Consider the following 26,484-nt stretch of genomic DNA (forward strand, 5'->3'; position numbering starts at 1 on the left):
GATCAACGAATAAATCATAGCACCATAATTGAGTTCTCTTGGCGCGCCTCGATGCGTCTTCTTGTCGAAGATACGCATAAGCGGACCCAGTTCCAATGTCGAGAAAATAGCATTAAATCGATGGGTAGGTTCCATTTCAAATAATTCCTGCATGTCAAACAGGTTATCTTGTCTTATAATAGGCATAGAGCGCTTTCCCTCCTGATTTGGTTTGTTGTGGTGACTACCATTATACAGGATTTGGGGAGGTGCTCTATTTTCTTGGCGTTACACACTTAGAGCCGCAAGGGCTCGGAATTATGAAATTAACTCATTTAAAAAGAGAAACGGTTGTTTTCCTGTATGGGAAAACAACCGTTTTTTTTTGTGAGGAATCGTTTTCTTGCTGTTGGGGGAGGTTGAGTTGGAATTGTTGAGTGGATATCTGTCGCTGGTTTATTTTTAGCATCGCGAACGGAGTCGCCGTCTCGCTTTGGGTTGGTCTCTTGCAGTGAGCCAAGAAAATCGCTTGTCTCACTGCATCGGCTCACCCGTCTACGCGAGACGGTTTTTCTTTTTCATTGGTTTTTTTGTGTTGAATTGAATCCGCTTCTAGAAGATTCGTCCGCTGTTTGGGGAATCGCTTCCTTGGTGGAATAAAGCGGCAGGAAAAGATTAGAAATGCTATGTGAAGTGTGATATTTCTTTTATATTTCATTAGGTTAAGCAAGTGAGTTTTATATCTGATTTGTCTAGTTCATGTTCAGTTAGGTAGCTGGTCAAGTTGATTTAAATGAGAAATGAAAAAAATTTAACTTTATTCCGTTATCGAAAAGTGCTGTGAAGTTTTTCACTGGCAGAGAGATCTATTTTACGGTCTCCCAATTTGAGCGGATGAAGAACCTTTCTGCCACTATAAAGTCAGAGATGGAGCGGAAACTGCCGCCCGCCCCCCGGAAAGCGGCAGTTGAAGCGCAATCTCTTAACACTAGCTATTTAGGCATAAAAGTTCAACACCCGCCAATCCCAGGAAGCTGAAAACGTGACGTCCTGTCGCATCCTGCGAGCCCCAAGCGTCCGCCTGGAGCGCAATCTCTTAGTACCAGCTACTTATATATGAAAATTTAATATCTGCATAAAAAAGTTTTAACTTGCCAAAACAAAAACCGCTCTTCCCAGACAGGAAAGAGCGGTTAAACGTGTTTATCAAAGAATCGGTGCGAGTAAACGGGCAATTGATTCCTTCGTCTTGATCATGCCAGTTCTCGCCATATACATCTCATGCGTCAGCTCCGACGACAACTCCATATCCTGCTTGAACAAATCGGCAAGCTCCATCGAGACCTTCTCATCGTAAATAAATGCATTCACTTCGAAATTCAGCTTGAAGCTTCGGACATCGATATTCGCCGTTCCGACAGTAGACGCCTCATCATCAACCACAATCATCTTCGTATGTAAAAAGCCGTTCTCGTAGATGAAAATACGCGCCCCCGCCCGCAGCATCTGGCCGACATACGAAAATGTCGCCCAGTAAACAAACGGATGATCCGGCTTGTTCGGGATCATGATGCGCACATCAATACCTGATAGCGCCGCAATGCGCAAGGCATCGTAAAAGCTGGCATCCGGGATGAAGTAAGGCGTCTGAATGTAAATATATTCGCGTGCCACATGAATCAGTTTCAAATACCCGTCTTTGATCTGTTCCCATTCTTCATCGGGGCCACTCGAAACGATCTGCATCGACGTCGTGCCGGTTTCCGGCTGCTGCGGAAAATACACTTCATCGTATTCGATGTCATGCCGCGCTGAAGCTTGGTTCCAGTCCAGAATAAAGCGCGTTTGCAGCGGGTACAGCGCCGGGCCTTCCAAGCGCAGATGCGTATCGCGCCAGTAGCCGAAGCGGCGGTTGAGACCGAGGTATTCTTCACCGACATTAAAGCCGCCGATATAGCCGACTTTGCCATCGATGACGACAATTTTCCGGTGGTTACGGTAATTCAAACGCGGGTTGATGAGCGGAAGCTTAGAAGGGAAGAACGTTTCCACTTCGCCGCCTGCTGCTATGAACTCTTTGAAATGACGCTTGCTTAAGCTGCGGGATCCCATATCATCATACAAAAGCCGCACTTTGACGTCATTATTCGCTTTGGCAATCAAAGCGTCCATGATGCGGTTGCCGAGATGGTCGAGCCGGAAAATATAATACTGGATGTGAATATGGTCATTCGCTTGTTCGATGTCACGCATCAAGGCCTCGAATTTTTCACGGCCGTCGTTAAAGATTTTGACATGGTTGTTTTGTGTCAACAAAGCGCCGTTATTGCGCAGGTGCAAATAAATCAAATTGCTGTAATCCTTTGTGTTGCCGTCATGGAAGTCGAATGTGCCGTCATGGATTTCGTTCATTTGGTGGGCAATCAAGTTTTCGATGCCGATTCGCTCTCGGCCTTCCCATTTGAATAGCTTTTTTTTGCGCAGCTTGCGTCCGAGCAGAAGGTACACAAAGAACCCGGCAATCGGGATGAAAAATAACACCAAAAGCCATGCCCAAGTGGAAGAAGCATCACGGCGTTCTAAAAACACCAGCGCCGCTGCAAGGAAAATATTGATGATAAAGATTGCAGCGGTCAAGACACTAATAATGGTCACGGTCATAACACTACTTCCTCTCTCGATCGAACTCTGTTGCATCTAGTATAGACTAGTTTGACGCTTGAAAGAAAGCGGTAGTCGGAATGGAAGGAGTTTACTTTAAATCAATATTTTTGAAATAAAAGCATTTGTAATTCGGGATAAATAAAAAAGCTGCACTCGATAATTAGAGTGCAGAATTCTTCAGCTAAGGCGTTCTTCTTTTTTTAATTGCTCGACAATGCCTTCAACCTCTTGGCGGCTCATTTTTTCTTTACCGGATTTGAGCGCTTTTAACGTACTGTGGGCGAGTGCAAGGGGAACTTTGCAGAACATGAGAATGCGCTTGTTTTTAATGGACTTCACGTAAAGGTCGGCTTGCGCCAAGTTTTCTCGTGCATACGTGAACATATCGTCGCGCGTCCAGCCATCTGGAACGAATGTGACGCCGCGCTCGTAATCTTCGTCGTAGTTGCGCAGCATATTGACAGCCTGCAACCCGCGGCCAAAGCCGATGGCAAGTTCTGTATCCGTTTCGGTGCCATCATGCCATCTCCAAAGATCGGAAAGCATCACGCCGACGAGTCCAGCGACGTAATACGTATAATCATCCAAGTCTTCACGTGTGTGGATGACCCAGTCTTTTTCGACCCATTTGGCCATGCCGCCAGCCATGATGGCCGTCGATTCGAGCACTTTCCCCCGGATTTCAACTGGACACACTTCGATCCAGTCCGGAAGCCGCATCGTCACGGACGGCAAGTAGTCCGCGTACGGAGCGACAAGCGCCTCGTATTCCTTTTCATCAATCTCTGTTTCGAGCATATGTTGGACGGAGCGCAGAAGAGACGCTTTCACTTCAGCTGGAAGCTCGGGATGATCTTCGATTTCGTCGATTGCGCGCATGCACAAATAGGCGGAGCCGACGGTTTTCTTCAGGACAGGATCCAAAAAGCTGATCGGAATGAAAAAGGTGCGGCTCGTTTGTTTTAGCATCGCGAGGGATTCTTTTTGCAGATTGGCGACTTTGCTCATCTTCAGTCCTCCTTTGCACTTGTTTTGAAAGTGCATATGTATGGGCATAATCAAATTGATTCGTAAAATGTCTTCCTTCTAAATATAAACGAAATTGCCGGAAAAACAAATGATTACCTGTCTAGACAACAGAAAACCCTTTGAAAGACATGCGTCTCCAAAGGGTTCAGTCTGCGTGGAAATGGGTCCAGGCTTCGTAAATTCCGCCCGCACAATGACGGTTGGCGCGGTAAATGAGCGGGTGTTGCCTGTGCTGTTGGAGTTCGGGTTGTGCGTTTCCGACGATGACAGACGGAAAGCCGAGCGTCAGCATTTCCAGATCGTTTCCGGAGTCGCCGGCAACTAATAACTTGGCGCCAGAAATTTCATATCGCTCGAGCAAATATTGGAGCGCTTGCCCTTTTCCGCTTTGCGGAGGCAGTATGTCTAGATCTTTTCCGCCGCTGAAGATCAGCTTATGGGGGACAGCATGTTGTTGCAGCAAGCTGCGGAATTGCTCCACGGCTTGGGGGTCGGTTACGTGATAAGAACGCCGGCTGTCGACCGGCAAATCCTGCTTGTGGATACCGGTAATGCCCTTTGCGATCGCTTCAACACGCGCTGGCATCCAATTACGCATCAATAGGGCTTCCCAGTTTCCATCTTTTTCAAAACCGGCTCCCATATAAATTTCGGTGCCGACATCGGTGATGAGCGCTTTTGGTATGGGAAGCTGTTCATCGTTTATTAGCGTTTGTGCAGAAGCCAAATGCCGGCCTGTAATATAGATCAACCCGACTTCGTAAGGCTGTTCTTCATAGAAATCCAACAGTTCCCGAAGTCCGGCTTTATCCCCGACTAAAGTTCCGTCTAAATCGGTTGCCAGCAAGTGTGTTGCTCCGTTCACGAATGATCACCTCATACAATGTATTTATTCTTTTCGAGATGCTGTCCCAGTTGAAATCTTTGCGTGCGATGCGCACCGCTTGGCGGCTAAGGCGTTCGACCAATAGCGCGTTGACGGACAGCACTTCCATCGCAATGGCCAAATCGATTTCGTTCTGTGATTCGATCAGCAAGCCGCTGACGCCATCTTCGACAACATTTTTCAAACCGCCGACTTTCGAAGCGATGACCGGGCTGCCGCAAGCTTGCGCTTCAGCTGCAACCATGCCGAAAGATTCGTAGAAGCTCGGGACGATCGTTGCAGTTGCTGAGTTGAAAAGAAGCGCCAATTGCTCTTGGTTTTGAGGGCCGACAAAGCGGACGTATTGTTCAATGCCTTTTACCGCTTCGCGCAGCTCCGGATCTTTCGGTAAGGCGGTTTCCTTATCGATTGCATCAGGTTCACCGCCAGCGATCACCAGTGCAGGCGTGTACCGGTTGCCGCTTTTCTCTGTCAGCAGCTTAAAGGCTTTTAATAACGTGAAGATGCCTTTTGTTGCTTCCAGGCGTCCAGCAAAAACGAAGAGGGGATCCTCGTAGCCGAATTTTTTACGGATATGGTGGCGGCTGCCGCGGACGCGAAACGCCTCGTCGACTCCGATGGGGATTACTGAGATGGGAGAAGAGGCAGAAACATTTTCTTTAATCACTTGTTTTTCTGTATTGGTGGTCGCTAAAATATGGTCGCTGTGCGAAAGAACGGTTTCCTCTGCTTTTTCGCGGCGGGCATCGTGCGTACCGGTCGCTTCTTCTTTAGCCCAGCCAAGTGAGTGGGATGTATGGATATACGGCAGCCCGAATTCTTCTTTAAGCTTTTTGCCGATTAATCCCGAAAGCCAGTAATGGGTATGGACGATATCATATGTGGAAAGCGGCAATAAGCGCTTCATTTCTTCATAGAATGCCGGAAGCATGGAATACATTTCATTTTTCGAAACGAATCCTTTAAAGCCGGATTCCACACGAATTACACGGCAGCGTTCGCCGAAAGCTTCAATCTGTGGGGTACTTGCATCGCACCAATGGGTGACGACATCCACCTGCCACCCTCTAGCTTCAAGAGCGAGTGCCAATTGCTTAACGTAATTGTTTTGGCCGCCAGCTTGTTTGCCGCCGAGCTTTGCCAATGGATCGCCATGATCTGATACAAAAAGCACTTTTTTGTTCATTGTCGTTCATCTCCGTTCATATTTTACTCCCCAAAAAAGAGATGAGAGCACTTTATAAGTATACCCAAATTTAGGTAAAGTTAAACGTATTTTCAGAAAAGTTGAATTATTTTTCAGGAAAGCAAGAAAAACATGAAAAAAAGAGCGCCGAATAGGCGCTCTTTCCGATGATTATTTCGTATGGACAAATTTCCCGTGGGATGGGACGGCGACATCAGGGAAATGATTTGCCAAGTCGACTAATCCTTCAGCAAGAGCAGAACCTTTCATCGGCTTGCCGTGGCCGGTTGCGGCAATGGACGGTTCCAAATCAGCCAACTTGCAGACGGATTCCCATGCGGCGCGCCAATCAGTCGTCAGATATACCGGTGGGCCGTGGACTTCTTTTTTCTGGCGGATCACTTTGTACAGGGAGTCTTGTTTCACAGTGGCAAATGCATCTCCCGCAAGCAACAAGCGGCTGGTGTCTTTGTAGAAGGATACATGGCCTTGCGTGTGTCCAGGGGTGTGAAGCCAGCGCCAATCCGGCAGATCCGGCAAGCTGCCGTCAGCCGGCAACTCCACTAAATGCTCGGAGATGTCGATGGCCTGTACCGGGAAGGTTTTGGACATTTTCGCGACGAGCCCACCTTCGACACCGGCATCTGGTTCAGGATAATTTTCTGTTCCGGTCAAATACGGGAATTCGTCTTTGTGGGCATACACCGGAACCGGATGTTTTTCCAAAATATCGATGAGTCCGCCGACGTGGTCAAAATGGCCGTGCGTCAGCAATATCGATTGCAGTTGATGATCCGGCCCAAAGCGTTTTTCGGCAGCTTTTAAGATTTTCTCCGCTGACCGTGGCATGCCGGCATCGACCAATACCCAGCGTGGGCTGATTTCGGGATTGCCGATCAGAAAAACATTGGAAATTTGCGTCGTGTAGTAATACGTGTCCGGGGCAAGTTCCATCCCTGATCCGCTGCGTACGGAAGTCATCGGCATGATTGCATCAGTTTCTGTGCTGCGTTCCATAAAATTCAATTCCTCCTTATTGGATAAACTGGATTTTCTTCTATCACTGCTTTACCCGAAATTCCAGTTTCCAATCAAGCCCAGCTCGAATCGCGCGGGATTTGAGTCTCTGGCTGCGCTTCGGTAGAATAGAAGCAAGATCGTCAAGGAAGTCAGGTGCAACTAAATGAAATCGATTATCATCATTGGTTCCGGGATTGTCGGAGCAGCGACGGCTTATTATGCAGCGAAAGCAGGAAGCCGAGTTACGTTGATCGACCGCGCGGACCGCGGACAGGCGACAGGGGCGGCAGCGGGCATTGTCTGCCCATGGATTTCCCAGCGCCGCAACCAGGCGTGGTATAAGCTGGCATCAAACGGAGCGGCCTATTACCCGCTATTGATCAAAGAACTCGAAGCGCTCGGTGAACAACAGACCGGCTATAAGCAAGTCGGCATCGTCAGCATCCACGAGGACTCGAAGCTCGACAAGATGGAACAAAAAGCGCGCGAGCGGCAAGCAGGATCCCCAGAGATGGGCGATATCGAACGCCTCACCGCAGAACAGACCAAACTGCGCTTTCCGTATGCCGGCGACCGCTTCGGCTCACTGTATGTGAGCGGTGCGGCGCGTGTTGACGGAGCATCGGTGCGGGATGCGCTCATTCGATCCGCCAAACGTTTAGGCGCAACCATCATCTCTGGGGACGCCAAACTGCTGATCGAAGACAAGCAGGCAATCGGCGTGGAAGTGGATGGCGAGCAACTATTTGCACAAGCAATCGTCTCGGCAGGTGGTGCTTGGGCGGCGGAGTTGTTCAAACCGCTCGGCCTTGAGTTGAAAGTCGTTCCGCAAAAAGCGCAGATTTTGCATTTGCAAACAAGTGATGGGAATACAGGCGACTGGCCGGTGGCGATGGTGCCGTTCGGACAATACATCGTTCCGTTCGAGGACGGCCGCATCGTCGCAGGGGCGACCCATGAAAATGATGCCGGCTTTGACGAAAAGCTGACAGCGGGCGGCATTTTTCATATTCTGGAGAAAACATTGGACGTGGCGCCGGGTCTTGCGGCTGCTGAATTCACAGGCGCCGCCACCGGATTCCGCCCGGCGACACTGAGCGCGTTGCCGTTCATCGGGCAAGTGCCGGGGCAAACGCGGCTTTTCGCCGCCAACGCACTTGGCTCATCGGGTCTCACGGCAGGGCCGTACCTCGGCATGCAACTCGCCAAGCTAGCAATCGGAGAGACGCCCGATATTGACGTCAGCCTTTACGAAATCGAAGAAGCTTTCAGTGATTTAAAATAAGGAAAAGCGTCATTTTGGTCATGTCGCTGTTGCTCGCCGGCGTTTCACTGCCCTTGTGCCGGTTTGTCCTACTGGAGCAATGTCATCTATCTGCTCGTGTTGATGATGCGGCTCGGTTATTTGCTGTTCGGTTTGCTCTATGGCTTGGTGCCGACCGGGTATGTTTTGACGGCCTATAATATGCGCCCCTCGATCATTCGGGAAGCGTATCCGGAACTGGCAGAAAAACCGCTTCAAAAAGTTTTATCATAAACCAAAACCAGCCATCTCTGTGCGAAGAGATGGCTGGTTTTTGGGTTTGAGCAATGCCATGTTTTAGGAGAAGCTGGAAGGGGAAAAGCGGAGGAAACAGCAAAAATTCGGAAAAGGTGGAGATACACGATGAAAGACAAAGTGGAAAAAGTGCCGGCGCAGCATCAGGACCACCAGCCTGGCTTTGAAAACGAAATGGAGCCGCGTCCGGACTTTAGCGGCAATTTAGCAGGAGCGGCTCACCGCCTGCCGGGCAAAGTCGCACTCGTGACCGGAGGCGACAGCGGAATTGGGCGCGCAGTGGCGCTGGCATTCGCCAAAGAAGGAGCTGATGTGGTCGTTGCGTATCTCGATGAACATGAAGATGCAGAAGAAACGAAGCAGCTCGTGGAAAGAGAAGGGCGCAAATGCCTTCTCGTGGCTGGAGATATCGGCGATGAAGCGTTTTGCAAACAATTAGTCGATCAAACGATCAACGAGTTCGGAAAACTCGACGTATTAGTCAACAACGCAGCCGAACAGCATGTCCAGCAGTCGCTGAAAGACATCACCGCGGAGCAGCTGGAGAAAACCTTCCGCACCAACGTCTTCAGCATGTTCCACCTGACAAAAGCCGCGCTTGATCACTTGAAGCCGGGCGCTTCGATCATCAACACGACATCGATCACCGCGTTCAAAGGCGAGCCTAGCTTGATCGATTATTCTTCAACGAAAGGCGCCATCTTAGCATTTACCCGCGCCTTGTCCGGATCGCTCGCGAAAGAGGGCATCCGGGTGAACGGGGTAGCGCCAGGCCCGATTTGGACGCCGCTCATTCCGGCTTCCTTCGCGGCAGAAGACGTCGAAGGCTTTGGATCCGGAACGCCGCTCGGCCGGCCAGGCCAGCCGGCTGAACTGGCACCGGGCTATGTGTACTTAGCTTCCGATGATTCATCATACGTAACAGGACAAGTGCTCCATATCAACGGAGGCACGCCATATTAAGCTTTTTAGGCATTCAATCAGTTTCGCTGATTGAATGTATTTTTTTTACAAAAAAATAAAAATTGACAGAGAGCAGAGGTGTAGAATATGGCCATTCAACCGAATACGCCGTTAAAGAAACCGATTTGGACCTTGGTAATCTTAAATGGAGCGGATGGTTTTTTGACTTATTGGGGACTGCTGGCAGGAGCCATCGAAGAAGCAAATCCACTGCTACGTTCACTAACCCCTTTGACGATCTTCATGATTAAAGTATTGTTATCCGCCTGTCTCGCCTCTTTCCTCCTCACGTCACTCGTCCGGCTGCAATCCCGCTTTTGGCGTTATTTTCTGTTGGCCGTGAATGTATTATATTTCGGCATACTCGCTTTACACATCACGTGGCTGACTCTTGTTTATCTATGACCAGATAAAATCCCCCGACAACAATGCGTTGTCGGGGGATTTGTTATGCTGGTGTTTGGTCGGCAGCTTCACTCCGCAATGATTTTTGTGAAGCTTTGAACAGGCCGATTAAAATAATGCTCAAGAGCGCGAGCGAACCGGATAAATAATAGATGGCGCCGGACTGCATCGTCAGTAGCCACGTGAAGAACAGCGGCCCGATAATACGCCCTAGATTATCCATCGAATACGTCATGCCGGCTGCGGTTCCGTATTTGCCGCCCGCTTCTTTGGAAGTGAGCGACACGAGAGCGGTCCTCGCCAAAGCGTTTCCGGCGGTGAAAATACTGAGCGCGACCCCTGCAAAAATCAAACTCGTCGTAAACGGCAATAACAGCAAGCCGATGGCGGTGACGATTTGGGCGCCGATGATCCACTGCGTTTCGGTCCCGTTCTTGATACGGCGGACGACACCGCCTTGGATGACGGCATCGACAAAGCCGGAGGCCATGAAAAGGTAGCCGAGCTGTAGTGGCGTAATCTGGATCTGGTCAATCTGGAACAATTGGAATGTCGACTCAAGACCTGCGAGCAGGAAAGTCACCATAAAGGAAAACAGGAATAAATAACGGATACGGTACTGCCACAGCATGCTGGCACCTTTTGGCAGCAGCTTGCGCTTGACGGCTTCCCCTTTACGCAACGGCTCTTTCAAGACGATGGAGGCGTAGACCATCAGCAACAGCACCAATGCGGCGGATGCGGTAAACGGCAGCGACAGCGAGATCGTGCCGAGCAAGCCGCCGATCGCCGGGCCGAAAATAAAGCCTAGCCCGATAGACATGCCGAGAAGCCCCATGTATTTATTGCGTTCTTCATCAGTCGTAATATCCGCGACATAGCCTGTCACGGCGGTGTAAAGCGCACCGGAAAATAAACCGCCGATGATGCGTGACATATAGAGCAGCACGAGGTTATCAAGAAATAGCGAGAACAGGAAAAAGCTGGCAGCAAATCCGGCGAGCCCGACCAAAATCAATTTCTTGCGGCCGGTACGGTCGGATAATTTGCCCCATAGCGGAGCGGTGAAAAAAGAAGAAAGTGCGTATATGGTGATCAAGCCACCAACGTGGATGTTAGAGTAGCCTTGCTGGATGATCACTTCGGGAAGTATCGGAATGATGAGGCCAAAACCGAGATAAACGAAAAATTGGACGGACATTAGCAAAAGAATGGTTTTCTTCATGAGGAAATTCCTGCTTTCTACAGAGACTATTGTTTTCATTTTACTCTTGTTTCTTCCGCAGAACAACGGCAGCAGAAAAAAGACAGGCAATGAAAAAAAGCTCCCGGCGCCAAGTGCGGCTGGGAGCTTGTGGATGATTCGTTATTTATTCAATTTGACCCGCTGCAAACGAAGGGCATTCATGACGACGGAGACGGAACTGAACGCCATCGCCGCACCGGCAAGCCAAGGAGCGAGGAACCCAGCTGCGGCAATCGGGATGCCAACGGAATTATAAGCGAGTGCCCAAAACAGGTTCTGCTTAATGTTGCGGACAGTCAGCCGGCTCATACGCACCGCATCCGCGACACGCATCAAATCGCCTTGCATCAAGGTGATATCGGCAGCTTCCATGGCGATTGCAGTGCCGGTGCCCATGGCCATGCCGATGTCGGCTGTCGCAAGCGCCGGAGCATCGTTCAAGCCATCGCCGGCCATGGCGACTTTGCGGCCTTGCTCCTGCAGCTTGGTGATATGCCCGGCTTTTTCCGCAGGCAAGACGCCCGCGACGACTTCATCGATACCGACTTGCCTTGCGATGGCATCAGCGGTGCGCTGCTGGTCGCCGGTCAGCATGACGACACGCAGTCCCATGCGCTTCATTTCTTCGATCGCCGCTTTTGCGGAATCCTTGATCGTATCCGCGACAGCGACAAGACCCGCGTATTTTCCATCAACGGCGATAAACATGGCGGTCTTGCCGTCTTGTTCCAACTTTTCAGCTGCTTGCTCATCAACACGGATGCCTTCGAGCAGGCGCCGGTTGCCGACTAAAATGGCCTGTCCGTCGACTGTCGCTTTAATGCCGTGTCCCGGCACCGCTTCGAAATGGCTGACGGGCAACAATGCATCACCGAAATCTGCGATCGCTTGGGCGACGGGATGTTCGGATTCGCGCTCGGCACTGGCGGCAAGTTGTTTCACTCGCTCGGCATCCGTGCCTGGTGCCACAACAAAATCTGTTACGACCGGCTGTCCGTTTGTGATGGTGCCGGTTTTATCGAGCACAATCGTATCGATATGTTTCGTTGTTTCCAATGATTCTGCCGTTTTGAACAAAACGCCTTGTTCGGCGGCGCGTCCGGAACCGGCCATGATCGATGTCGGCGTAGCCAATCCGAGCGCACAAGGGCAGGCGATGACGAGGACGGCGATCGTGCTGGTCAGCGCAGCTCCGAAATTACCTGGTGCGACCAGGTAATACCAAGACAAAAACGTCACAATCGCAATTCCGACCACGATCGGCACAAAAACCCCCGAAATCTGATCGGCCAGTCGCTGAATGGGCGCTTTTGATCCTTGTGCTTGTTCGACGACGCGGATGATATTCGATAGCACCGTGTCTTTGCCGATTTTGTCGGCGCGTACTTTCAAGGAGCCATTGGCGTTGACGGTGGCGGCATAAACCGCATCCCCCGAAGTTTTATCGACCGGCAAGCTTTCACCGGTCAGCATCGATTCATCGACTGCAGAACTGCCGGAGACGACGGCCGCATCGACGGGGATGGAGGCGCCTGGTTTGATCAATAGAACGTCGCCTTCTTTGACCTCCGCGATCGGCACGCTGACAAACTCTTCGCCGCGTTCGATGAGCGCATGCTGCGGCTGCAATTTCATCAATTTTTTGATGGCATCGGACGAGCGGCCTTTCGCGCGTGCTTCAAATACTTTCCCGAGGACGATCAATGTGATCAATACGGCGCTGGTCTCGAAATACAAGCCCATATTATGTCCCATCCCTAAGTTTGCGAGCACGAGATAGACGCTATAGAAATAGGCGGCCGATGTACCGAGTGCGACCAGTACGTCCATATTGGCGCTTTTGTTCTTCAAGGCGAAGTATGCACCTTTATAGAAAGTCGCCCCGACCCAGAACTGCACGGGTGTCGCGAGAGCCCATTGCACGAACGGGTTCATCAAAAAGTCTGGAACGTACATCCATGACGTGAAAGTGAAATGGCTGAACATTGTCCACAAGAGCGGGAACGACAACGCAGCCGAAATCCAGAACAGGCGTGTCTTTTTCTTGATTTCCTGCTCTTTGTAATCGGTCGCTTCTTGCTGGTCTTGTTCAAGTATGGCGTCATAGCCGAGCGATTGGATCTTTTGGACGAAATCTTCCGGGACCAGCGTGCCTGGGGTATAGACAACATGGCCACTTTCGAGCGCTAAGTTGATCGTCGCATTTTCGACACCATCCATTCGGTTCAACGCTTTTTCGATTCGTGCAGAACAGTTTGCACACGTCATGCCTTGAATCGAAAAATCGATTTCTTCCTGCTGGATGCCGTAGCCGAGCTGCTCGACTTTGTGATGTAAATCACTTAAATTGGATTGTTCATCATCGAAATTGACGGATGCTTTTTCCGTCGCGAAATTGACCGTTGCTTGAGACACACCGGGAAGCTTCTGCAAGCCTTTTTCGACCCGGCTCGCACAAGCGGCACAGGTCATGCCAGTAATCGGCAATTCCGTTTGTTTAGTTGACATCGCCTATCCCACCTTTATACCTTATAGGGGTATATTGTATTGAAAAAAATAACTGCGTCTCCGCAGTTATTCGCTTAATGCTGCCACGTCGTACCCTTGATCTTCGATTGCGGAGGCGATTTGTGCCACATCTAAATTCGCGCTATCGTATGTTACATCAACCGCACCTTGATCAAGTGAAACATCTACTTTTTCTACTCCGGCCAATGCGCCGACGCTGTCTTCTACCGCTTTTACGCAATGTTGGCAGCTCATGCCGCTTACTTGCAAATGAACTTGTTCTTTCATGAATAATTCCTCCTTATGATTGAGGGGCTGAGAGCAGCTCCTGTGGATCGTTGATTATTTCCGCATCAGCTTTTGGAAGGTGATGAGCAATTCATCGAGAACTTCATCATCGCCCGATGCCAGCCGATCTTTCACACAACCTTTTAAATGGCCATCGAGCAACACTTTCGTCACGCTGTTTAATGCAGATTGTGTAGCTGCCAGCTGGGTGATGATGTCATCGCAATAGACATCCCGGTCCACCATGCCTTTAATGCCGCGGACTTGCCCTTCAATCCGGTTTAAGCGATTGGTCAAATCCCGCTTCACCGAAAGGGGGTGGTGGCTTTTTCTGCAGGCATTATCAGAGATGGGCATTTCCTCGATTACTTCACTCATCCAAAACCCCTCCATTTTTCGATTGGCGACAACCGATATTTGACGCTCTGGAACTAACGATAGAATTTGATTTTACACACCCAGTATACCTAAAGGGGGTATATGGTTCAAGATATTAACTCAAACTTTGCATTTGTCATCAAATTGATACGTTTGAAACCCTGAAATGATGGTATTATATACGTAGCTAAGGAAAAGTCAAATTTTTCGAATGATACGATCAAAAACTGCGATATCTGCATAAAGTCCACCAGCAATAATTCCTAACCTAAAGAGGTGATCATGGATGATGAAAAATGGAGAGATTCGCAACGTGGTATCCAAATTGGCGAAATTGGGAGTCCAAGCGACCATTACAAAATCGCGTGTAGAGCTGAGCAAAACTTTGTCTTTGCCGCAGCCTCCGCATGTGCAATCCCATTCTTCATAAAAAAACTCCGGCGCAATTGCGTCGGAGTTTTTTTATTCCGCTTTTACGGTCCGTAAAAGTTGGATTGGATCAACTGACAATCAGCAGGGGATGAAGAACCCTTGCTGATTGAAGTTTCTCTTTATGAGTTTTGTTGAGAACTGTCGAACATATAATTTTTGTGATGGAAGCGCATGCTGAACACTATGCCGAGCGCCAGCATATTGCCGATCAAGGAACTGCCGCCGTAGCTGATGAACGGCAGCGGAATACCGGTAATCGGCAGCAATTGGATCGTCATGCCGATGTTTTGGAATACGTGGAATGTGATCATCGCGATAATTCCGGCACATACATAGGTGCTGAACGTATCTTTGAACTGCAGAGTTATTTTCGTCAAATGGTAAATGAGCATAAAGAACAGAATAATGACGGCACTTGCTCCGATAAACCCGAAATCTTCCGAGATGACGGTGAAGATAAAGTCGGTATGGCTTTCTGGAACATACACTTGACGTCCTTGGTAGCCTTTGCCGAACACTTCGCCGGATCCGATGGCGTTCAAGGCAGCAATCAGGTTGTAGCCGCCTGATTCCGCATAGGAGTAAGGGTCAAGCCATGTGTAGACACGCTCGAACATATAAGGCTTTAATCCGAAACGCCCCAAAAGATCTTGCATATTGAGCGTCATCCATAACAAGGTGACCCCGATGAACGCGACGCCCCCGAAACTTGGCACAATGATCTTCCACGAAATACCCGAGACGACGACAATGGCCAGCGTGATCGCAATGAAGACGAGCGCAGTTCCAAGGTCCGGCTGCAGAAGGATAAAGCCGAGCGGAGGGGCGAGCATGGCCGCGATTTTCCCGAGCAACAGCAAATCGCTTTTAAGCGTGTTCAACAAATGTGTCTCGTGATGAGAAGAAATCATTTTCGCCAGCGCTAGAATATAGAAGGTTTTCATAAACTCGGCCGGCTGGAGGTTGACGAACGGCGTGTGGAACCAGGCTTTTGCCCCATTGATCGGTTGGGCGATCTGCCCTGGTCCATCCGGTGCAATCATCAATACAAATAGCAGAAGAATGCCGGCGCCGTATAAATAATACGCCATTTTTTTGTATTGGTCGGTATCGAAATACATCAACACGGCAATCATCCCGGCGGACACGATATAAAACAGCGCTTGGCGCGGCACAAAATTGGTCAAGTATTGCCCGGAAGTCTGGGCAGACGAGATAGCGACCAAGCTGACGATGAAAAAAAGAAATATTATAAATGTGAGCGACCAATCAAAACGATCAGAAAAGCCCTTGTTAGTTTGCATATCAATTCACCTATTTTTCGTATTCTATAACGCACATCATTATACAGCATTCGCACAACTTGTGCGCATGATAAAAAGAAACTTCAATCTAATGGGGGTATTCAATTCCCCCTGATTGTTAGTGGTTCTACTGCCCGCTAAAGCGGGCTCAAAGTAATGACGAATTGGAAACAGGAATGTTTCCTAAAGAACGCGCAAGCCGTATAATGAACGAGGAAGATTGAAATGGAGTTGGACACATGGACAAGAAACCGTTGAAGACGGATTTTTACATACAGCATCTATATATCTACGTAAGTGAATCAGAGCGGATGGCACTGTTCAGCGGCCTTAGCTTTGCGCATTTTCTTGAAGCTATCGATAAGCCGGAGAATTTGTTGCTTTTAAAGCATCCGTATGAGGAAGCTTCTTTTAATATGCACACTCACCTGGATTTTGCGACGCGTGAGGAATACGGGCAATTGAAACGGGCGAGGTCCAATCGCACTGGCGAATTTTGCTGGGTCGATTTTCGCAGTGAAAAACAGCTGAACTCGCTGACGGCGCAAGAACAGGCAGAATTGCTGTATTTGGGCCATAAAAAAGAGCCGGTGAAAAGCCCTTTCTTTACAACGCTGCAAAACGAATATGCGTATTTGGCGGGAGAAGAAAAGGAATTGACGAAAATCTATTTCCGCCGCATGGAAAAGCTGGAGGGATTGATCGCCAATCATTTCACGCAAATAATCCGCAAAGAAGCGAACGGCCAAAACTTTTTCCGCCGCCGGATGAAAGACCTGATTCCGGAACTGCCGAAAGAGCAATTCCACAAGCTCCGCCGGGATTTGGGTGAAGGCGTATTGCTATCGCTTGCCGATCCGGAAAAAACGAAAAACACCATCGAACTCCACGTCCGAACGGTCGGCGAGATCGGTTTTATGGACGAGTTTTGGCATGACCTGGACGACACGATGCGAAAGCCGCTGTCGGGACGGATCATTTACGACCGCAAACTGAAGGGATGGAGATGATGCCTAGTCTGTTCTAGGCATTTTTTGTTGTGTGCAGCACTAAATTGATTGTTCCCATTCCGAGGATACACGACGCAGATCTGTATCGCACAGCGAGATTGAAAATCATTAGCAGTTGACAAAAGATTTTTCGCGCGACGGGGTTCGTGATAAACTAAGCAATATGCAAAATGAAATGAGGGTCTAGGATGAAGAAAAGAATTGGGCTTTTATACGGCGGCAAATCCGCGGAACATGAAGTATCGTTAACGACAGCCAGCGCCTTTTCAAAAGCGCTTGATTTTGATAAGTACGAAGTCTACCCGATCTACATAACGCAAGAAGGCGAATGGCGCAAAGGTTCACCGCTCGAAGGACCTGTTTCTTCTATTGAAGAGCTGCAATTGCCGGGAGACCAAGAGCGCAAAAACGACATTTCCGGTTTTTTAGCAGATTCAGAAAATGCTGGACTCGACGTCGTCATCCCGCTTCTGCACGGCCCGAACGGAGAAGACGGCACAGTACAAGGCTTGCTTGAAGTGATGAACTTGCCATATGTTGGAAACGGTGTTTTGGCATCTTCTGCCGGCATGGACAAAGTGGTCATGAAGCAATTGTTCGAACAAGCTGGCCTGACACAGACACCATACGTTTATTTCCTGCGCCGCGACTGGAAAAACAGACAGGATTTCTGGTCGGATAAAGTGGAAGCGGAACTTTCATGGCCGGTCTTCGTGAAACCCGCGAACCTTGGCTCAAGTGTTGGGATCAGCAAAGCGGAAACTCGCGAAGAACTCATTTCAGCGGTAGAAGAAGCGCTGAAATTCGACCGCAAAATCGTCATCGAACAAGGCGTTGTCGGCCGTGAAATCGAAGTCGGCGTGCTCGGAAACGACGAACCGGAATGCTCGGTTGCGGGAGAAATCAAACCGTTGAAAGCGTTCTATGATTACCAGGCGAAATATAAAGATGGTAATACCGCAATGATTATCCCGGCGGAACTTCCGGAAAATGTATATGCGCAACTTGTTGTTGACGCAAAAAAAGCTTTTAAAATTCTCGACTGCTCTGGACTGGTGCGAGCGGACTTTTTCGTCACAGATGATCACCGCATCATCATCAACGAAGTCAATACATTGCCGGGCTTTACACCTTACAGCATGTTCCCGCTTCTTTGGCAGCATACAGGTGTGGAGTATTCGCAACTGATTGAAAAGCTGATTACACTAGCCATCGAGCGTTACGAAGAAAAACAATTACTGCAATTTAAAATGGATTGAGTGGGGAGAACCTATGAAAAAAACGATTGAACAAATAGCCGAATGGCTGAATATCAAAACAACGGTAAAAGGGATTGAAGTGACTGGCGTATCGATCAATACGCGGACGCTGAAGCCGGGCGATTTGTTCATTCCGTTCCGCGGTGAAAACACCAACGGCCACAAATATGTCCGTTATGCGATCGAAGCGGGAGCTGCCGCTTCATTATGGCAAAACGATGAGCCGGACCCGCCGTCTGACTTGCCGCTGTTATTTGTCGATGATTGCGAAAAGGCGCTTCAGGAAATGGCGCGTGCTTACCGCAATGAATTAAAAGCGACAGTCATCGGCATTACCGGATCCAACGGCAAAACGTCAACGAAAGATCTAGTGGCGAGTGTGTTGAAGCCTTATTACAAAGTGCAGAAAACACAAGGGAATTTCAATAACGAACTCGGGCTTCCGCTAACGATCCTGTCTTTGGATGAAGACACGAAGTATGTGGTGCTAGAGATGGGAATGAGCGGGTTTGGGCAAATCCGATTTTTGTCGGAAATGGCGCGCCCGGATTATGCCGTCATCACCAATATCGGCGAGGCTCATATGCAGGACCTCGGTTCGCGTGAAGGCATTGCAGAAGCGAAGTTTGAAATTGTCGCCGGCCTCGAGCCGCACGGCAAATTGTTCTACGACGGCGATGAGCCGCTATTACTGCCGTTTGTCGAAGATTTCACACAAGCGGTGTCGTTCGGCTTTGGCCCCGACAATGAATTGAGCGTGACCGATATCAAAGCGACCGAAGACGGCAGCAGCTTCTTGGTCAATGGCATCATCGACGCAGCGTTTTCAATTCCAGTGCTTGGTGAACATCAAGTGAAAAACACGCTGTCCGCGATTTTGATCGCGCTGGAAGCAGGGCTTACGGAAGAGGAGATTCGCCGTTCGCTGAAAAATGCGGCGCTTACCGATATGCGCATGCAGCTTGTGTCTGCCGACAACGGAGCGGTTTTCATCAACGACGCTTATAACGCAGCGCCGACATCCGTCAAAGCCGCATTGAACTTTATCCGCGAAACGACGATGAAAGATGAGAAATGGGTTGTGCTCGGCGATATGCTGGAACTCGGCGAAGACGAGCAGCGTTTCCACGAAGAACTGAAAAGCTCGATCGGCCCTGAAATTGCGGGCGTCTGCCTATACGGTCCGCGTATGAAATGGCTTTACGATAAACTGGTTTCTTCATATGAAGGCAAGCTGTTGTGGAGTGAAGACGATTACGGGCCGATTATCGATCTATTGAAGAAGAATGTCGGCAAAGATTCGGCGGTGCTAGTTAAGGGATCACGCGGCATGGCGCTGGAAAAAGTCATCGAGCCGTTCACAGTACAATGAAAACCGGAGTGTTATGCATTCATGGATTTACCGGTGGACCGTTCGAAGTAGAACCTTTTGCGGACTATTTAACTGACCATACAGACTGGATCATCGAAATTCCGACTTTGCCAGGGCACGGCGAAAAGCTCACGCTTGGCGAGCAAAGTGCCGAAGTGTGGATGATGGAAGCGGAACTGGCGCTCAAGCGCTTGAAAGCGAAAGCAGACCGCATCATCATCGTCGGATTTTCGATGGGTGGTTTGATCGCACTGTATTTGTCGATGCGCTATAAAATCGACCGGCTCGTTTTGTTGAGCGCTGCGGTGAAATATATCAGCCCGGTGCAGCTAGGGGAAGAAGTGCGCAAGGCAATGTGGGATGTGGTGAGTGGGCGGATCGATAAAAATGCCGGCTTCCATCTATATGAATATAAATTCCGCAACACCCCGCTGCGGTCGGCAATGGAGTTTTTACGGGTCGTTAAACTGGTAGAACCATATTATCACCTGATCGACTTGCCGGTTTTTATCGTCCAAGGGGATAAAGATGGAGTCGTTCCACCTTCAGCAGCCGAGCATATCTTCGACCGGCTCGGTTCCAGTGAGAAGCATTTGCACCATTCAGAGACAGGAAGGCATTTGATCTGCTATAGCGAAGATTCGGCCGATTGGTTTTTAAAAACATTGAAGTTCATGAGAGATGGACAGTAAACTGATAATTGGAACCTTTGCATATCAATTGCATGTCTCAGTAAACCGTGTTACTCTATTTAGAGCAATGGATACATTTTTGAGACACTCTTCCCTGGTGAAGAGGTTTTTTTTGAGCATAAACGGTTTGTGCTACTTAATGGGGCGACAAAAAACCCCGCTGTGCAGACCGCTCGGCAACGACCGAGCTTTTCCTGTTCACACATCCCCTCTGGACGTGAAACTTCAGAGTATGATTTTCGACGTGAAAGTTCCTACTAAAAAGGCTCGACCTTGTCATAAATTCATCTAAAATGTGTACCATTTGTAAATAAGATGAAGACAAAAGGAGATTGAAAAAATTTGGTTAAATTTACAGAACTAAACATCAGCGAAACAACATTGAAATCCGTACGACGCATGGGCTTTGAGGAAGCGACACCTATTCAAGAAGGTACAATCCGTCTTGGCATGGAAGGCAAAGACATTATCGGGCAAGCACAAACAGGTACTGGTAAAACAACCGCTTTCGGTATTCCGTTGATCGAAAAAGTCGACACCCGTGACGGAAATGTGCAAGGGCTAGTCATTGCACCGACACGCGAATTGGCAATCCAGGTTTCTGAAGAACTTTACAACCTAGGTAAAGACAAAAACGTGCGTATTTTGTCCGTATTTGGTGGCCAAGAAATCGGCCGTCAGATCCGCGCTTTGAAAAATCGTCCGCAAATCATCGTCGGCACACCTGGTCGCTTGCTTGACCACATCAACCGCCGCACGTTGAAACTCGAGAACGTCAACACGCTCGTATTGGACGAAGCTGATGAAATGCTGAACATGGGCTTCATCGAAGACATTCAGTCAATCATGTCGAATGTCCCTGAATCCCGTCAGACACTTCTGTTTTCTGCTACAATGCCGGATGCAATCCGCCGCATCGCAGAAAAATTCATGAAGACGCCTGAAATCGTTAAAATCAAGTCGAAAGAAATGACTGTCGAAAACATCGAGCAGTTCTTCGTAAAATCAGTAGAACGCGAAAAATTCGACATCCTTTCCCGCTTGATGAACGTTCAACAACCTGAGCTTGCAATCGTCTTCGGACGCACAAAGCGCCGGGTTGATGAACTGGCACACGCGTTGAATCTCCGCGGCTACTTAGCTGAAGGAATTCACGGCGACCTTAGCCAAGCGAAGCGTATGTCTGTTTTGAAGCAATTCAAATCAAACAAAATCGACGTTCTTGTCGCAACTGATGTTGCAGCACGCGGCCTGGATATTTCAGGCGTCACGCATGTCTACAACTTCGACATCCCACAAGATCCAGAAAGCTATGTTCACCGTATCGGCCGTACTGGCCGTGCAGGTAAAAAAGGCGTAGCGGTCACACTCGTAACACCACGCGAGATGGGCTACTTGGCGATTGTTGAAAGAACAACGAAAAAGAAAATGCAGGAGTTGATTCCACCAACTGCTGGTGAAGCGGTTCTTGGACAACAACGTGTTGCTATGGAACAATTACAGACAATGACTGAGAAGAATAACCTTGGCAACTACCGTGAATTTGCAGCTGAATTGCTGGAAAAAAATGATGCGGTTGACTTGGTTGCAGCAGCTCTCAAAACGATTACAAAAGACCCGGAAGATGCTCCGGTCTCAATTACTGAAGAGCGTCCATTGCCGTCCCGCGGCGGTGGAGGTTACAAAGGTAAAGGAGGCGGCGGCCGCTCTTCTGGCGGTGGCTACAAAGGCAAAAGCAGCACTGGCGGACGTCCATCCGGCGGTGGAGGCTACAAAGGAAAACGTGAGTCTTCTTCTTCAAGCTCAAGCCGTCCTTCAGGCGGAGGGCGTCCTGGACGCACTCGCCGTCACGAATCTTAAAAATTAATCATCAAGACGGAGAATCGGCAGCAACTGCCGATTCTCCGTCTTTTTTGTCGTTTGTGAATAAGGTACAATGAAATGAAACGTTCCTCTTACTGGAACGTATAGATTACTGCAGAGAATTTGTGATTGGAGATGGCATTATGAATCATCAACCGAAAAACCGGATTTCCCGGAAAGGGCTGACCGTCTGGCGGCTTTACGGCATGATCGAAACGGTTGTATTCGCCTTATTGTTGTTTGGCATAGGCGTTCTTACATATTTCTTCGAATGGCCCGCTTGGATTTATGCCGCAGCAGGCGGTGTGTTCATCTTGTTCGGATTCTTCTTCATATACTTATTCCCGAAAATCCGCTGGGAGCGCTGGCGCTACGAAGTGCGCGAGCAGGAAATTGAGTTGCAGCATGGCCTCTTTATCGTGAAGAGAACGCTTGTTCCTATGGTGCGTGTGCAGCACGTCGACACGGAACAAGGGCCGATTCTCCGAAAATACGATTTGTCGGAGATTACCATTTCGACAGCAGCGACGACCCATACCATTCCAGCATTGATTACGGCAGAAGCAGACGAACTGCGTTCCCGCATCTCAGTGCTCGCAAGGGTGGCGGAAGACGATGTCTGAAGTTCGCTATAAATTGCATCCGATTTCCGCCTTGATCAATTTCCTGAAAGGCTTAAAAGAATTGATTTTGCCGTTTGTCATCATTTTTGGTGCCAATTTATTCAGGGGAGGCGGCATTGGCGGCATGTTCAGCGAAGGCTGGCAAGGCTTATTGCCGCTCATCATCGGCGGGGTGGTCCTATTGTTCATGCTGATCGCCGGCATAATCAAATGGAAACGCTTTGTCTATTGGTTTGAGGACGGGGAGTTGCGTATCGAATACGGGCTGTTCATCAAAAAGAAACGCTATATCCCGTTTGAACGGATTCAAAGCCTGAATTATACGGAAGGGATTTTCCATCGGCCGTTCGGGCTCGTCAAAGTGAAGGTAGAAACAGCAGGGTCCGGAAAAGCAGGGCAAGCAGAAGCGGAACTGACCGCCATATACCGTGCTGAGGCGGATCGCATCGAACAGGAAATGCATATGGCGAAACGGGGCTACCAGCAACAGGCAGTTGTGGAAGATGAATCTGCGCTGTACGGCCCGGTGCAAGCCGCTGTGCCGGCACAACCTGAGGAAGAAATCGAAACGCGCATTCTGTACCGTATGAGTTTAAAGGAATTGTTGATGCTCGCAACGACTTCAGGAGGGATAGGTGTCGTTATTTCAGGGGTTGCACTGTTCTTGTCCCAGTTTGCGGAGCTGATTCCGTACGATGCGATTTATGATGAAGTGATGATCTTTATGCGCTTCGGCTATTTGGTCGTCGCGTTGACGGTATTTGCTGGGTTATTGCTCGCTTGGATCATTTCAGTTGCCATGACGCTCATCGCTTATTATCAATTCACCATTCATGCAGATGATGAACGGATTTATATTACGCGTGGTTTATTGGAAAAGAAAAAAGTGTCTGTCCCGTTTAAGCGGGTGCAAGGCATTAAAATGACGCAAAACCCGCTGCGCCAATTATTCGGCTATGTGGCGGTCACGGTCGAAAGTGCCGGTGGAACTTTGGCGGATAAAGATGAAAAGATCCGTCTCTTTCCGTTAGTGAAGCAACGGGCTATGAAGCCGGTGTTGGAAGAGTTGTTCCCGGAATTCGATTGGTCACCAGAGCTCGAGCGGTTGCCAAAACGAAGCCGGCCGTTCTTTTACCGCTTATCGATTGCGTGGCTTATCCCCGCTTTTGCGGCACTCGGGTACTTTTTCTATCCATACGGACTGTGGGCACTTGTTGCGGTGCCAGTGATTATCCTGATGGGCTTATGGCAACATCGTTCTGCCGGATATGCCACCACGGGCCGTCAATTGACCGCGCAGTTCCGCGGTGTTAGCCTTTACCGCTATTACATGATGAAAAAGCGCATTCAAGTGATTGCCGTGACGCGGACGATTTTCCAGCGCCGCCGGGATGTGGCATCGGTGCATGCGACGATCAAGTCGGGCATGCTCGGAGCGACAGCCCTAATACCGCACTTGGCACGGGAAAATGCGGAGGATATTTTAGCTTGGTATGAACCGTCCGGGCAGCGGCAAACCGACCCCGATGATGAACATATGAAAAACCCCCAGCCGAATGAAATCGGCTGAGGGTTTTTTTCGGTGTCGTCAATTGCGCTTTTTGGCGCGCCAGCTGACAATCCGTTTCGGGTGGAAATAGCTGAGCCCGATCAAAAATCCGGTGATCATACCGGCGATGTGGGCCGTGACGTTGATGTTCGGTGCCAAGAACGTCATGACTATACTTATGACGATAATCGGGAGTATAATTTGTTTTAGTTGAGGCAGTGCGTGGCCGCCGTAATAGACGAGCGCTCCGAATGCACCGAAGATCCCGAAAATCGCTCCGCTAGCGCCGACGTGCTGATAATCAAGCGGCTGCAGGAAGTACGTGGCAGCCGAGCCGAAAAGACCGGCTAGCATGTAGATCGTGATAAAGCGCATCTTGCCGGTCAAACGCTCAAGTTCCGGTCCGAACAGGAACAACGAGAACATATTGAACAGCAAATGCATAAAGCCGGCATGCAGGAAAATCGGCGTTACAAAGCGCCACCATTCGCCTTCTGAAATCCAGAAATTCCAGCCGATACCGTAATAATAAATGTAGTCGCCGAATATTGGGATTAGCGTCAACAAATGTATAAGGACGTTCAACGCAATCAATGTCGACACGACCGGATACAATTTCAAGTATTGCGAAAAACTTTCTCTTCTAATAAACAATAAGGTCACCTCAATTTCATAGCTCCATTATACCCGCTACCCATTTGCGAATGAAAGGAGAAACCTTTATGATAACAGGAATCGGCCTTGATATCGTCGAACTCGGAAGAATCCACAAGCTCGACGAAAAATCCCCTAAATTCAGGGAACGCGTCCTTACCGAACATGAACTTGAACAATATCTTCTATTAAAGAACAAACGCCAGACCGAATTCCTAGCAGGCCGCTTTGCGGCAAAAGAAGCATTCGCCAAAGCAAAAGGAACCGGAATCGGTGCAGCGTGTACGTTTCAGGATATGGAAATCCGAAAAGATGAAAACGGCAAGCCCGGCATGTATTTCCACAACAAGGAATGCGGGCTCGTCTCGATCACCCACTCAAAAGAATTTGCCGCTGCGCAAGTTGTTTTGCAAACCGAATGAACAGGATGTGTCAAAAGATGGAAATGTATCGCCCAACAAAAGCAATCATCAATTTGGAAGCAATCCGCAATAATCTCACAGCGTTTCAGCAAAAAGCAGGCGATGCTGAAGTGATAGCGGTCGTTAAAGCGGACGGCTATGGCCACGGAGCGGAAGAAGTCGCACGCCTAGCCATTGAATCCGGCGTCCGCTTGCTTGCGGTCGCAACACCGGACGAGGCACTGACGTTGCGCCGGAGTGGCATCGGAAGCGATATTCTCGTGATGGGTGCAGTGCCGACTTCGTTCATAGCAGTCGCACAGCGTGAAAATATTATCGTCACTGCCATCTCGCTCGAATGGATCAAAAAGGCACAAAAAGCCATCACAGCAACACCGCCGCTGCGCGTCCACTTGAAGGTCGACACCGGAATGGGGCGCCTCGGCATCCAGCCGGAGGAAGCGGAAGCAGCGGTTGTCGAACTGGCTTCAGGAAAATTTTCGTTTGACGGGGTTTTTACGCATTTTGCCGCAGCGGACGAACAGGATACCAGTTTTTTTGAACAGCAGGCCGAGCGCATGAACCAGGTGTTGGAGCATGTGCCGGAAGGGGTCTTGGTCCATGTGTCCAATAGTGCCGCGGCATTGATGCACCCATCTGTCGCTTGTGATGCTGTCCGAATCGGCATCTCGCTATACGGCATCGCTCCGTCTCCTTTTGTCGGCTTGAATTCACCGATTGCACTCGAGCCGGCGCTGAGCTTGGAAACGGAAATCGTCCATGTGAAGAAAGTGCAGCCGGATGCGACGATCAGCTACGGAGGGACTTACCGGAGTGCGGGCGAAGAATGGATTGCGACGCTTCCGATCGGCTATGCGGACGGGATGCTGCGCGCTTTGCAAGGGCAGGAAGTGCTTGTGCGCGGTGAACGCGTGCCGATTGTCGGGCGCATCTGCATGGATCAATGCATGATCCGTCTAAAAGAAGAGCTTCCAGTCGGCGAACCGGTCCAATTGATTGGGCGCCAAGGGGAAAATGAAGTTCCAATCGACGAATGGGCCGAAAAAATGGGCACAATCCCCTATGAAGTCCCTTGTATTTTGACAAAGCGGGTTCCCCGCATCTATGTGAATGGCACCAATAATACCGGATCGCCTTTTCAGGCAGCTGATTCAATGGTAAGATGAAGTAGGAAATAGACAGAGATCGGGATTT

General features: G+C 49.4%; 25 protein-coding genes and 1 pseudogene. 14 read left to right on the forward strand and 12 right to left on the reverse strand.

Features of this window, described 5'->3' with window-relative positions; all coding sequences use genetic code 11:
- From J7E21_RS08960 to J7E21_RS08985, 6 genes and pseudogenes are all read right to left on the reverse strand, one after another.
- Positions 1-186, reverse strand: a pseudogene (locus J7E21_RS08960) (IS5/IS1182 family transposase); the annotation flags it as partial.
- 999 nt (positions 187-1,185) lie between these two features.
- Positions 1,186-2,640, reverse strand: a complete 1,455-nt coding sequence (gene cls, locus J7E21_RS08965; RefSeq protein WP_215106807.1) for a cardiolipin synthase — start codon at positions 2,638-2,640, stop codon at positions 1,186-1,188.
- A 180-nt stretch (positions 2,641-2,820) separates the two neighbouring features.
- Positions 2,821-3,651 (reverse strand): squalene/phytoene synthase family protein, encoded by an 831-nt coding sequence (locus J7E21_RS08970; RefSeq protein ID WP_215106809.1) that lies wholly within the window; start codon positions 3,649-3,651, stop codon positions 2,821-2,823.
- 166 nt (positions 3,652-3,817) lie between these two features.
- Positions 3,818-4,537 carry an HAD-IIB family hydrolase gene (locus tag J7E21_RS08975; RefSeq protein ID WP_353047762.1) on the reverse strand — a complete coding sequence of 240 codons (720 nt, stop codon included), beginning with the start codon at positions 4,535-4,537 and terminating at the stop codon, positions 3,818-3,820.
- Positions 4,479-5,744 carry a glycosyltransferase gene (locus J7E21_RS08980; protein WP_215106811.1) on the reverse strand — a complete coding sequence of 422 codons (1,266 nt, stop codon included), beginning with the start codon at positions 5,742-5,744 and terminating at the stop codon, positions 4,479-4,481. Before J7E21_RS08980 ends, J7E21_RS08975 begins: the two co-directional genes overlap by 59 nt.
- Positions 5,745-5,915: 171 nt before the next feature.
- Positions 5,916-6,761 carry an MBL fold metallo-hydrolase gene (locus J7E21_RS08985; protein WP_215106812.1) on the reverse strand — a complete coding sequence of 282 codons (846 nt, stop codon included), beginning with the start codon at positions 6,759-6,761 and terminating at the stop codon, positions 5,916-5,918.
- 166 nt (positions 6,762-6,927) lie between these two features.
- Between J7E21_RS08985 and J7E21_RS08990 the strand changes: the two genes are divergently transcribed.
- The 4 genes from J7E21_RS08990 (at position 6,928) to J7E21_RS09005 (ending at position 9,690) form a co-directional block, all read left to right on the forward strand.
- Positions 6,928-8,049 (forward strand): NAD(P)/FAD-dependent oxidoreductase, encoded by a 1,122-nt coding sequence (locus J7E21_RS08990; RefSeq protein WP_215106813.1) that lies wholly within the window; start codon positions 6,928-6,930, stop codon positions 8,047-8,049.
- 63 nt (positions 8,050-8,112) lie between these two features.
- Complete coding sequence (locus J7E21_RS08995) at positions 8,113-8,301, forward strand: hypothetical protein (RefSeq protein ID WP_215106814.1); 189 nt, start codon at positions 8,113-8,115, stop codon at positions 8,299-8,301.
- A 129-nt stretch (positions 8,302-8,430) separates the two neighbouring features.
- The gene (locus J7E21_RS09000) at positions 8,431-9,285 is read left to right on the forward strand and encodes an SDR family oxidoreductase (RefSeq protein WP_215106815.1); all 855 of its coding nucleotides are present in this window, start codon (positions 8,431-8,433) and stop codon (positions 9,283-9,285) included.
- A gap of 87 nt (positions 9,286-9,372) precedes the next feature.
- Positions 9,373-9,690, forward strand: coding sequence for a DUF5658 family protein (locus J7E21_RS09005; protein ID WP_215106816.1), 318 nt, complete (start codon positions 9,373-9,375; stop codon positions 9,688-9,690).
- 43 nt (positions 9,691-9,733) lie between these two features.
- Here J7E21_RS09005 and J7E21_RS09010 read toward each other — a convergent pair whose 3' ends face one another.
- The 4 genes from J7E21_RS09010 to J7E21_RS09025 form a co-directional block, all read right to left on the reverse strand.
- The gene (locus tag J7E21_RS09010) at positions 9,734-10,915 is read right to left on the reverse strand and encodes an MFS transporter (protein ID WP_251047927.1); all 1,182 of its coding nucleotides are present in this window, start codon (positions 10,913-10,915) and stop codon (positions 9,734-9,736) included.
- Between the two features lie 141 nt (positions 10,916-11,056).
- Positions 11,057-13,444, reverse strand: coding sequence for a heavy metal translocating P-type ATPase (locus J7E21_RS09015; protein WP_215106820.1), 2,388 nt, complete (start codon positions 13,442-13,444; stop codon positions 11,057-11,059).
- Between the two features lie 66 nt (positions 13,445-13,510).
- Positions 13,511-13,732: a copper chaperone CopZ gene (gene copZ / locus J7E21_RS09020; RefSeq protein WP_215106822.1), complete on the reverse strand. Its 222-nt coding sequence runs from the start codon at positions 13,730-13,732 to the stop codon at positions 13,511-13,513.
- A 54-nt stretch (positions 13,733-13,786) separates the two neighbouring features.
- Complete coding sequence (locus tag J7E21_RS09025; protein WP_215106824.1) at positions 13,787-14,110, reverse strand: metal-sensing transcriptional repressor; 324 nt, start codon at positions 14,108-14,110, stop codon at positions 13,787-13,789.
- Positions 14,111-14,396: 286 nt separating this feature from the next.
- Between J7E21_RS09025 and J7E21_RS09030 the strand changes: the two genes are divergently transcribed.
- Positions 14,397-14,540 carry an Lmo0850 family protein gene (locus J7E21_RS09030; protein WP_215106826.1) on the forward strand — a complete coding sequence of 48 codons (144 nt, stop codon included), beginning with the start codon at positions 14,397-14,399 and terminating at the stop codon, positions 14,538-14,540.
- A 121-nt stretch (positions 14,541-14,661) separates the two neighbouring features.
- Here J7E21_RS09030 and J7E21_RS09035 read toward each other — a convergent pair whose 3' ends face one another.
- Positions 14,662-15,846, reverse strand: coding sequence for an FtsW/RodA/SpoVE family cell cycle protein (locus tag J7E21_RS09035; protein WP_215106828.1), 1,185 nt, complete (start codon positions 15,844-15,846; stop codon positions 14,662-14,664).
- A gap of 239 nt (positions 15,847-16,085) precedes the next feature.
- Between J7E21_RS09035 and J7E21_RS09040 the strand changes: the two genes are divergently transcribed.
- The 7 genes from J7E21_RS09040 (at position 16,086) to J7E21_RS09070 (ending at position 24,235) form a co-directional block, all read left to right on the forward strand.
- Positions 16,086-16,856 carry a hypothetical protein gene (locus J7E21_RS09040; protein WP_215106830.1) on the forward strand — a complete coding sequence of 257 codons (771 nt, stop codon included), beginning with the start codon at positions 16,086-16,088 and terminating at the stop codon, positions 16,854-16,856.
- Positions 16,857-17,044: 188 nt separating this feature from the next.
- Positions 17,045-18,115, forward strand: a complete 1,071-nt coding sequence (locus J7E21_RS09045; RefSeq protein WP_215106832.1) for a D-alanine--D-alanine ligase — start codon at positions 17,045-17,047, stop codon at positions 18,113-18,115.
- A gap of 13 nt (positions 18,116-18,128) precedes the next feature.
- Complete coding sequence (locus tag J7E21_RS09050) at positions 18,129-19,487, forward strand: UDP-N-acetylmuramoyl-tripeptide--D-alanyl-D-alanine ligase (protein WP_215106834.1); 1,359 nt, start codon at positions 18,129-18,131, stop codon at positions 19,485-19,487.
- A complete protein-coding gene (locus tag J7E21_RS09055) occupies positions 19,484-20,179 on the forward strand; it encodes an alpha/beta hydrolase (RefSeq protein WP_215106836.1) in 696 nt (231 codons plus the stop codon). The genes J7E21_RS09050 and J7E21_RS09055 overlap by 4 nt, the downstream gene beginning before the upstream one ends.
- Before the next feature lie 342 nt (positions 20,180-20,521).
- Positions 20,522-22,039 carry a degradosome RNA helicase CshA gene (gene cshA, locus J7E21_RS09060; RefSeq protein ID WP_215106837.1) on the forward strand — a complete coding sequence of 506 codons (1,518 nt, stop codon included), beginning with the start codon at positions 20,522-20,524 and terminating at the stop codon, positions 22,037-22,039.
- 146 nt (positions 22,040-22,185) lie between these two features.
- Positions 22,186-22,665 carry a PH domain-containing protein gene (locus J7E21_RS09065; protein ID WP_215106839.1) on the forward strand — a complete coding sequence of 160 codons (480 nt, stop codon included), beginning with the start codon at positions 22,186-22,188 and terminating at the stop codon, positions 22,663-22,665.
- Entirely contained in the window at positions 22,658-24,235 is a 1,578-nt protein-coding gene (locus J7E21_RS09070) for a PH domain-containing protein (RefSeq protein ID WP_215106841.1), read from the forward strand. Before J7E21_RS09065 ends, J7E21_RS09070 begins: the two co-directional genes overlap by 8 nt.
- An 18-nt stretch (positions 24,236-24,253) precedes the next feature.
- On the opposite strand, the gene J7E21_RS09075 is transcribed toward J7E21_RS09070, so the two are convergent.
- On the reverse strand, positions 24,254-24,868 hold the full coding sequence (locus J7E21_RS09075; protein ID WP_215106843.1) for a rhomboid family intramembrane serine protease: 615 nt from the start codon (positions 24,866-24,868) through the stop codon (positions 24,254-24,256).
- A 68-nt stretch (positions 24,869-24,936) separates the two neighbouring features.
- Here J7E21_RS09075 and acpS point away from each other — a divergent pair, with 68 nt between their 5' ends.
- A complete protein-coding gene (gene acpS, locus J7E21_RS09080) occupies positions 24,937-25,290 on the forward strand; it encodes a holo-ACP synthase (RefSeq protein WP_215106845.1) in 354 nt (117 codons plus the stop codon).
- Between the two features lie 17 nt (positions 25,291-25,307).
- Positions 25,308-26,456 (forward strand): alanine racemase, encoded by a 1,149-nt coding sequence (gene alr, locus J7E21_RS09085; protein WP_251047928.1) that lies wholly within the window; start codon positions 25,308-25,310, stop codon positions 26,454-26,456.
- Positions 26,457-26,484 lie beyond the last annotated feature (28 nt).

This window comes from Planococcus sp. ISL-109 (assembly GCF_018613655.1).
GTDB lineage: Bacteria > Bacillota > Bacilli > Bacillales_A > Planococcaceae > Planococcus.

What these genes read in the sequence shown, in the direction of transcription:
- J7E21_RS08990 (WP_215106813.1), top strand. Translation starts at nt 6,928, where the DNA reads ATGAAATCGATTATCATCATTGGTTCCGGGATTGTCGGAGCAGCGACG.
- J7E21_RS09050 (WP_215106834.1), top strand. Translation starts at nt 18,129, where the DNA reads ATGAAAAAAACGATTGAACAAATAGCCGAATGGCTGAATATCAAAACA.
- J7E21_RS08970 (WP_215106809.1), bottom strand. Translation starts at nt 3,651, where the DNA reads ATGAGCAAAGTCGCCAATCTGCAAAAAGAATCCCTCGCGATGCTAAAA.
- acpS (WP_215106845.1), top strand. Translation starts at nt 24,937, where the DNA reads ATGATAACAGGAATCGGCCTTGATATCGTCGAACTCGGAAGAATCCAC.
- J7E21_RS08985 (WP_215106812.1), bottom strand. Translation starts at nt 6,761, where the DNA reads ATGGAACGCAGCACAGAAACTGATGCAATCATGCCGATGACTTCCGTA.
- J7E21_RS09040 (WP_215106830.1), top strand. Translation starts at nt 16,086, where the DNA reads ATGGACAAGAAACCGTTGAAGACGGATTTTTACATACAGCATCTATAT.
- J7E21_RS09035 (WP_215106828.1), bottom strand. Translation starts at nt 15,846, where the DNA reads ATGCAAACTAACAAGGGCTTTTCTGATCGTTTTGATTGGTCGCTCACA.
- alr (WP_251047928.1), top strand. Translation starts at nt 25,308, where the DNA reads ATGGAAATGTATCGCCCAACAAAAGCAATCATCAATTTGGAAGCAATC.
- J7E21_RS09070 (WP_215106841.1), top strand. Translation starts at nt 22,658, where the DNA reads ATGTCTGAAGTTCGCTATAAATTGCATCCGATTTCCGCCTTGATCAAT.
- J7E21_RS09030 (WP_215106826.1), top strand. Translation starts at nt 14,397, where the DNA reads ATGATGAAAAATGGAGAGATTCGCAACGTGGTATCCAAATTGGCGAAA.
- J7E21_RS09025 (WP_215106824.1), bottom strand. Translation starts at nt 14,110, where the DNA reads ATGAGTGAAGTAATCGAGGAAATGCCCATCTCTGATAATGCCTGCAGA.
- cls (WP_215106807.1), bottom strand. Translation starts at nt 2,640, where the DNA reads ATGACCGTGACCATTATTAGTGTCTTGACCGCTGCAATCTTTATCATC.
- J7E21_RS09055 (WP_215106836.1), top strand. Translation starts at nt 19,484, where the DNA reads ATGAAAACCGGAGTGTTATGCATTCATGGATTTACCGGTGGACCGTTC.
- J7E21_RS09015 (WP_215106820.1), bottom strand. Translation starts at nt 13,444, where the DNA reads ATGTCAACTAAACAAACGGAATTGCCGATTACTGGCATGACCTGTGCC.
- J7E21_RS09005 (WP_215106816.1), top strand. Translation starts at nt 9,373, where the DNA reads ATGGCCATTCAACCGAATACGCCGTTAAAGAAACCGATTTGGACCTTG.
- J7E21_RS08980 (WP_215106811.1), bottom strand. Translation starts at nt 5,744, where the DNA reads ATGAACAAAAAAGTGCTTTTTGTATCAGATCATGGCGATCCATTGGCA.
- J7E21_RS09010 (WP_251047927.1), bottom strand. Translation starts at nt 10,915, where the DNA reads ATGAAGAAAACCATTCTTTTGCTAATGTCCGTCCAATTTTTCGTTTAT.
- J7E21_RS09065 (WP_215106839.1), top strand. Translation starts at nt 22,186, where the DNA reads ATGAATCATCAACCGAAAAACCGGATTTCCCGGAAAGGGCTGACCGTC.
- copZ (WP_215106822.1), bottom strand. Translation starts at nt 13,732, where the DNA reads ATGAAAGAACAAGTTCATTTGCAAGTAAGCGGCATGAGCTGCCAACAT.
- J7E21_RS09000 (WP_215106815.1), top strand. Translation starts at nt 8,431, where the DNA reads ATGAAAGACAAAGTGGAAAAAGTGCCGGCGCAGCATCAGGACCACCAG.
- J7E21_RS09045 (WP_215106832.1), top strand. Translation starts at nt 17,045, where the DNA reads ATGAAGAAAAGAATTGGGCTTTTATACGGCGGCAAATCCGCGGAACAT.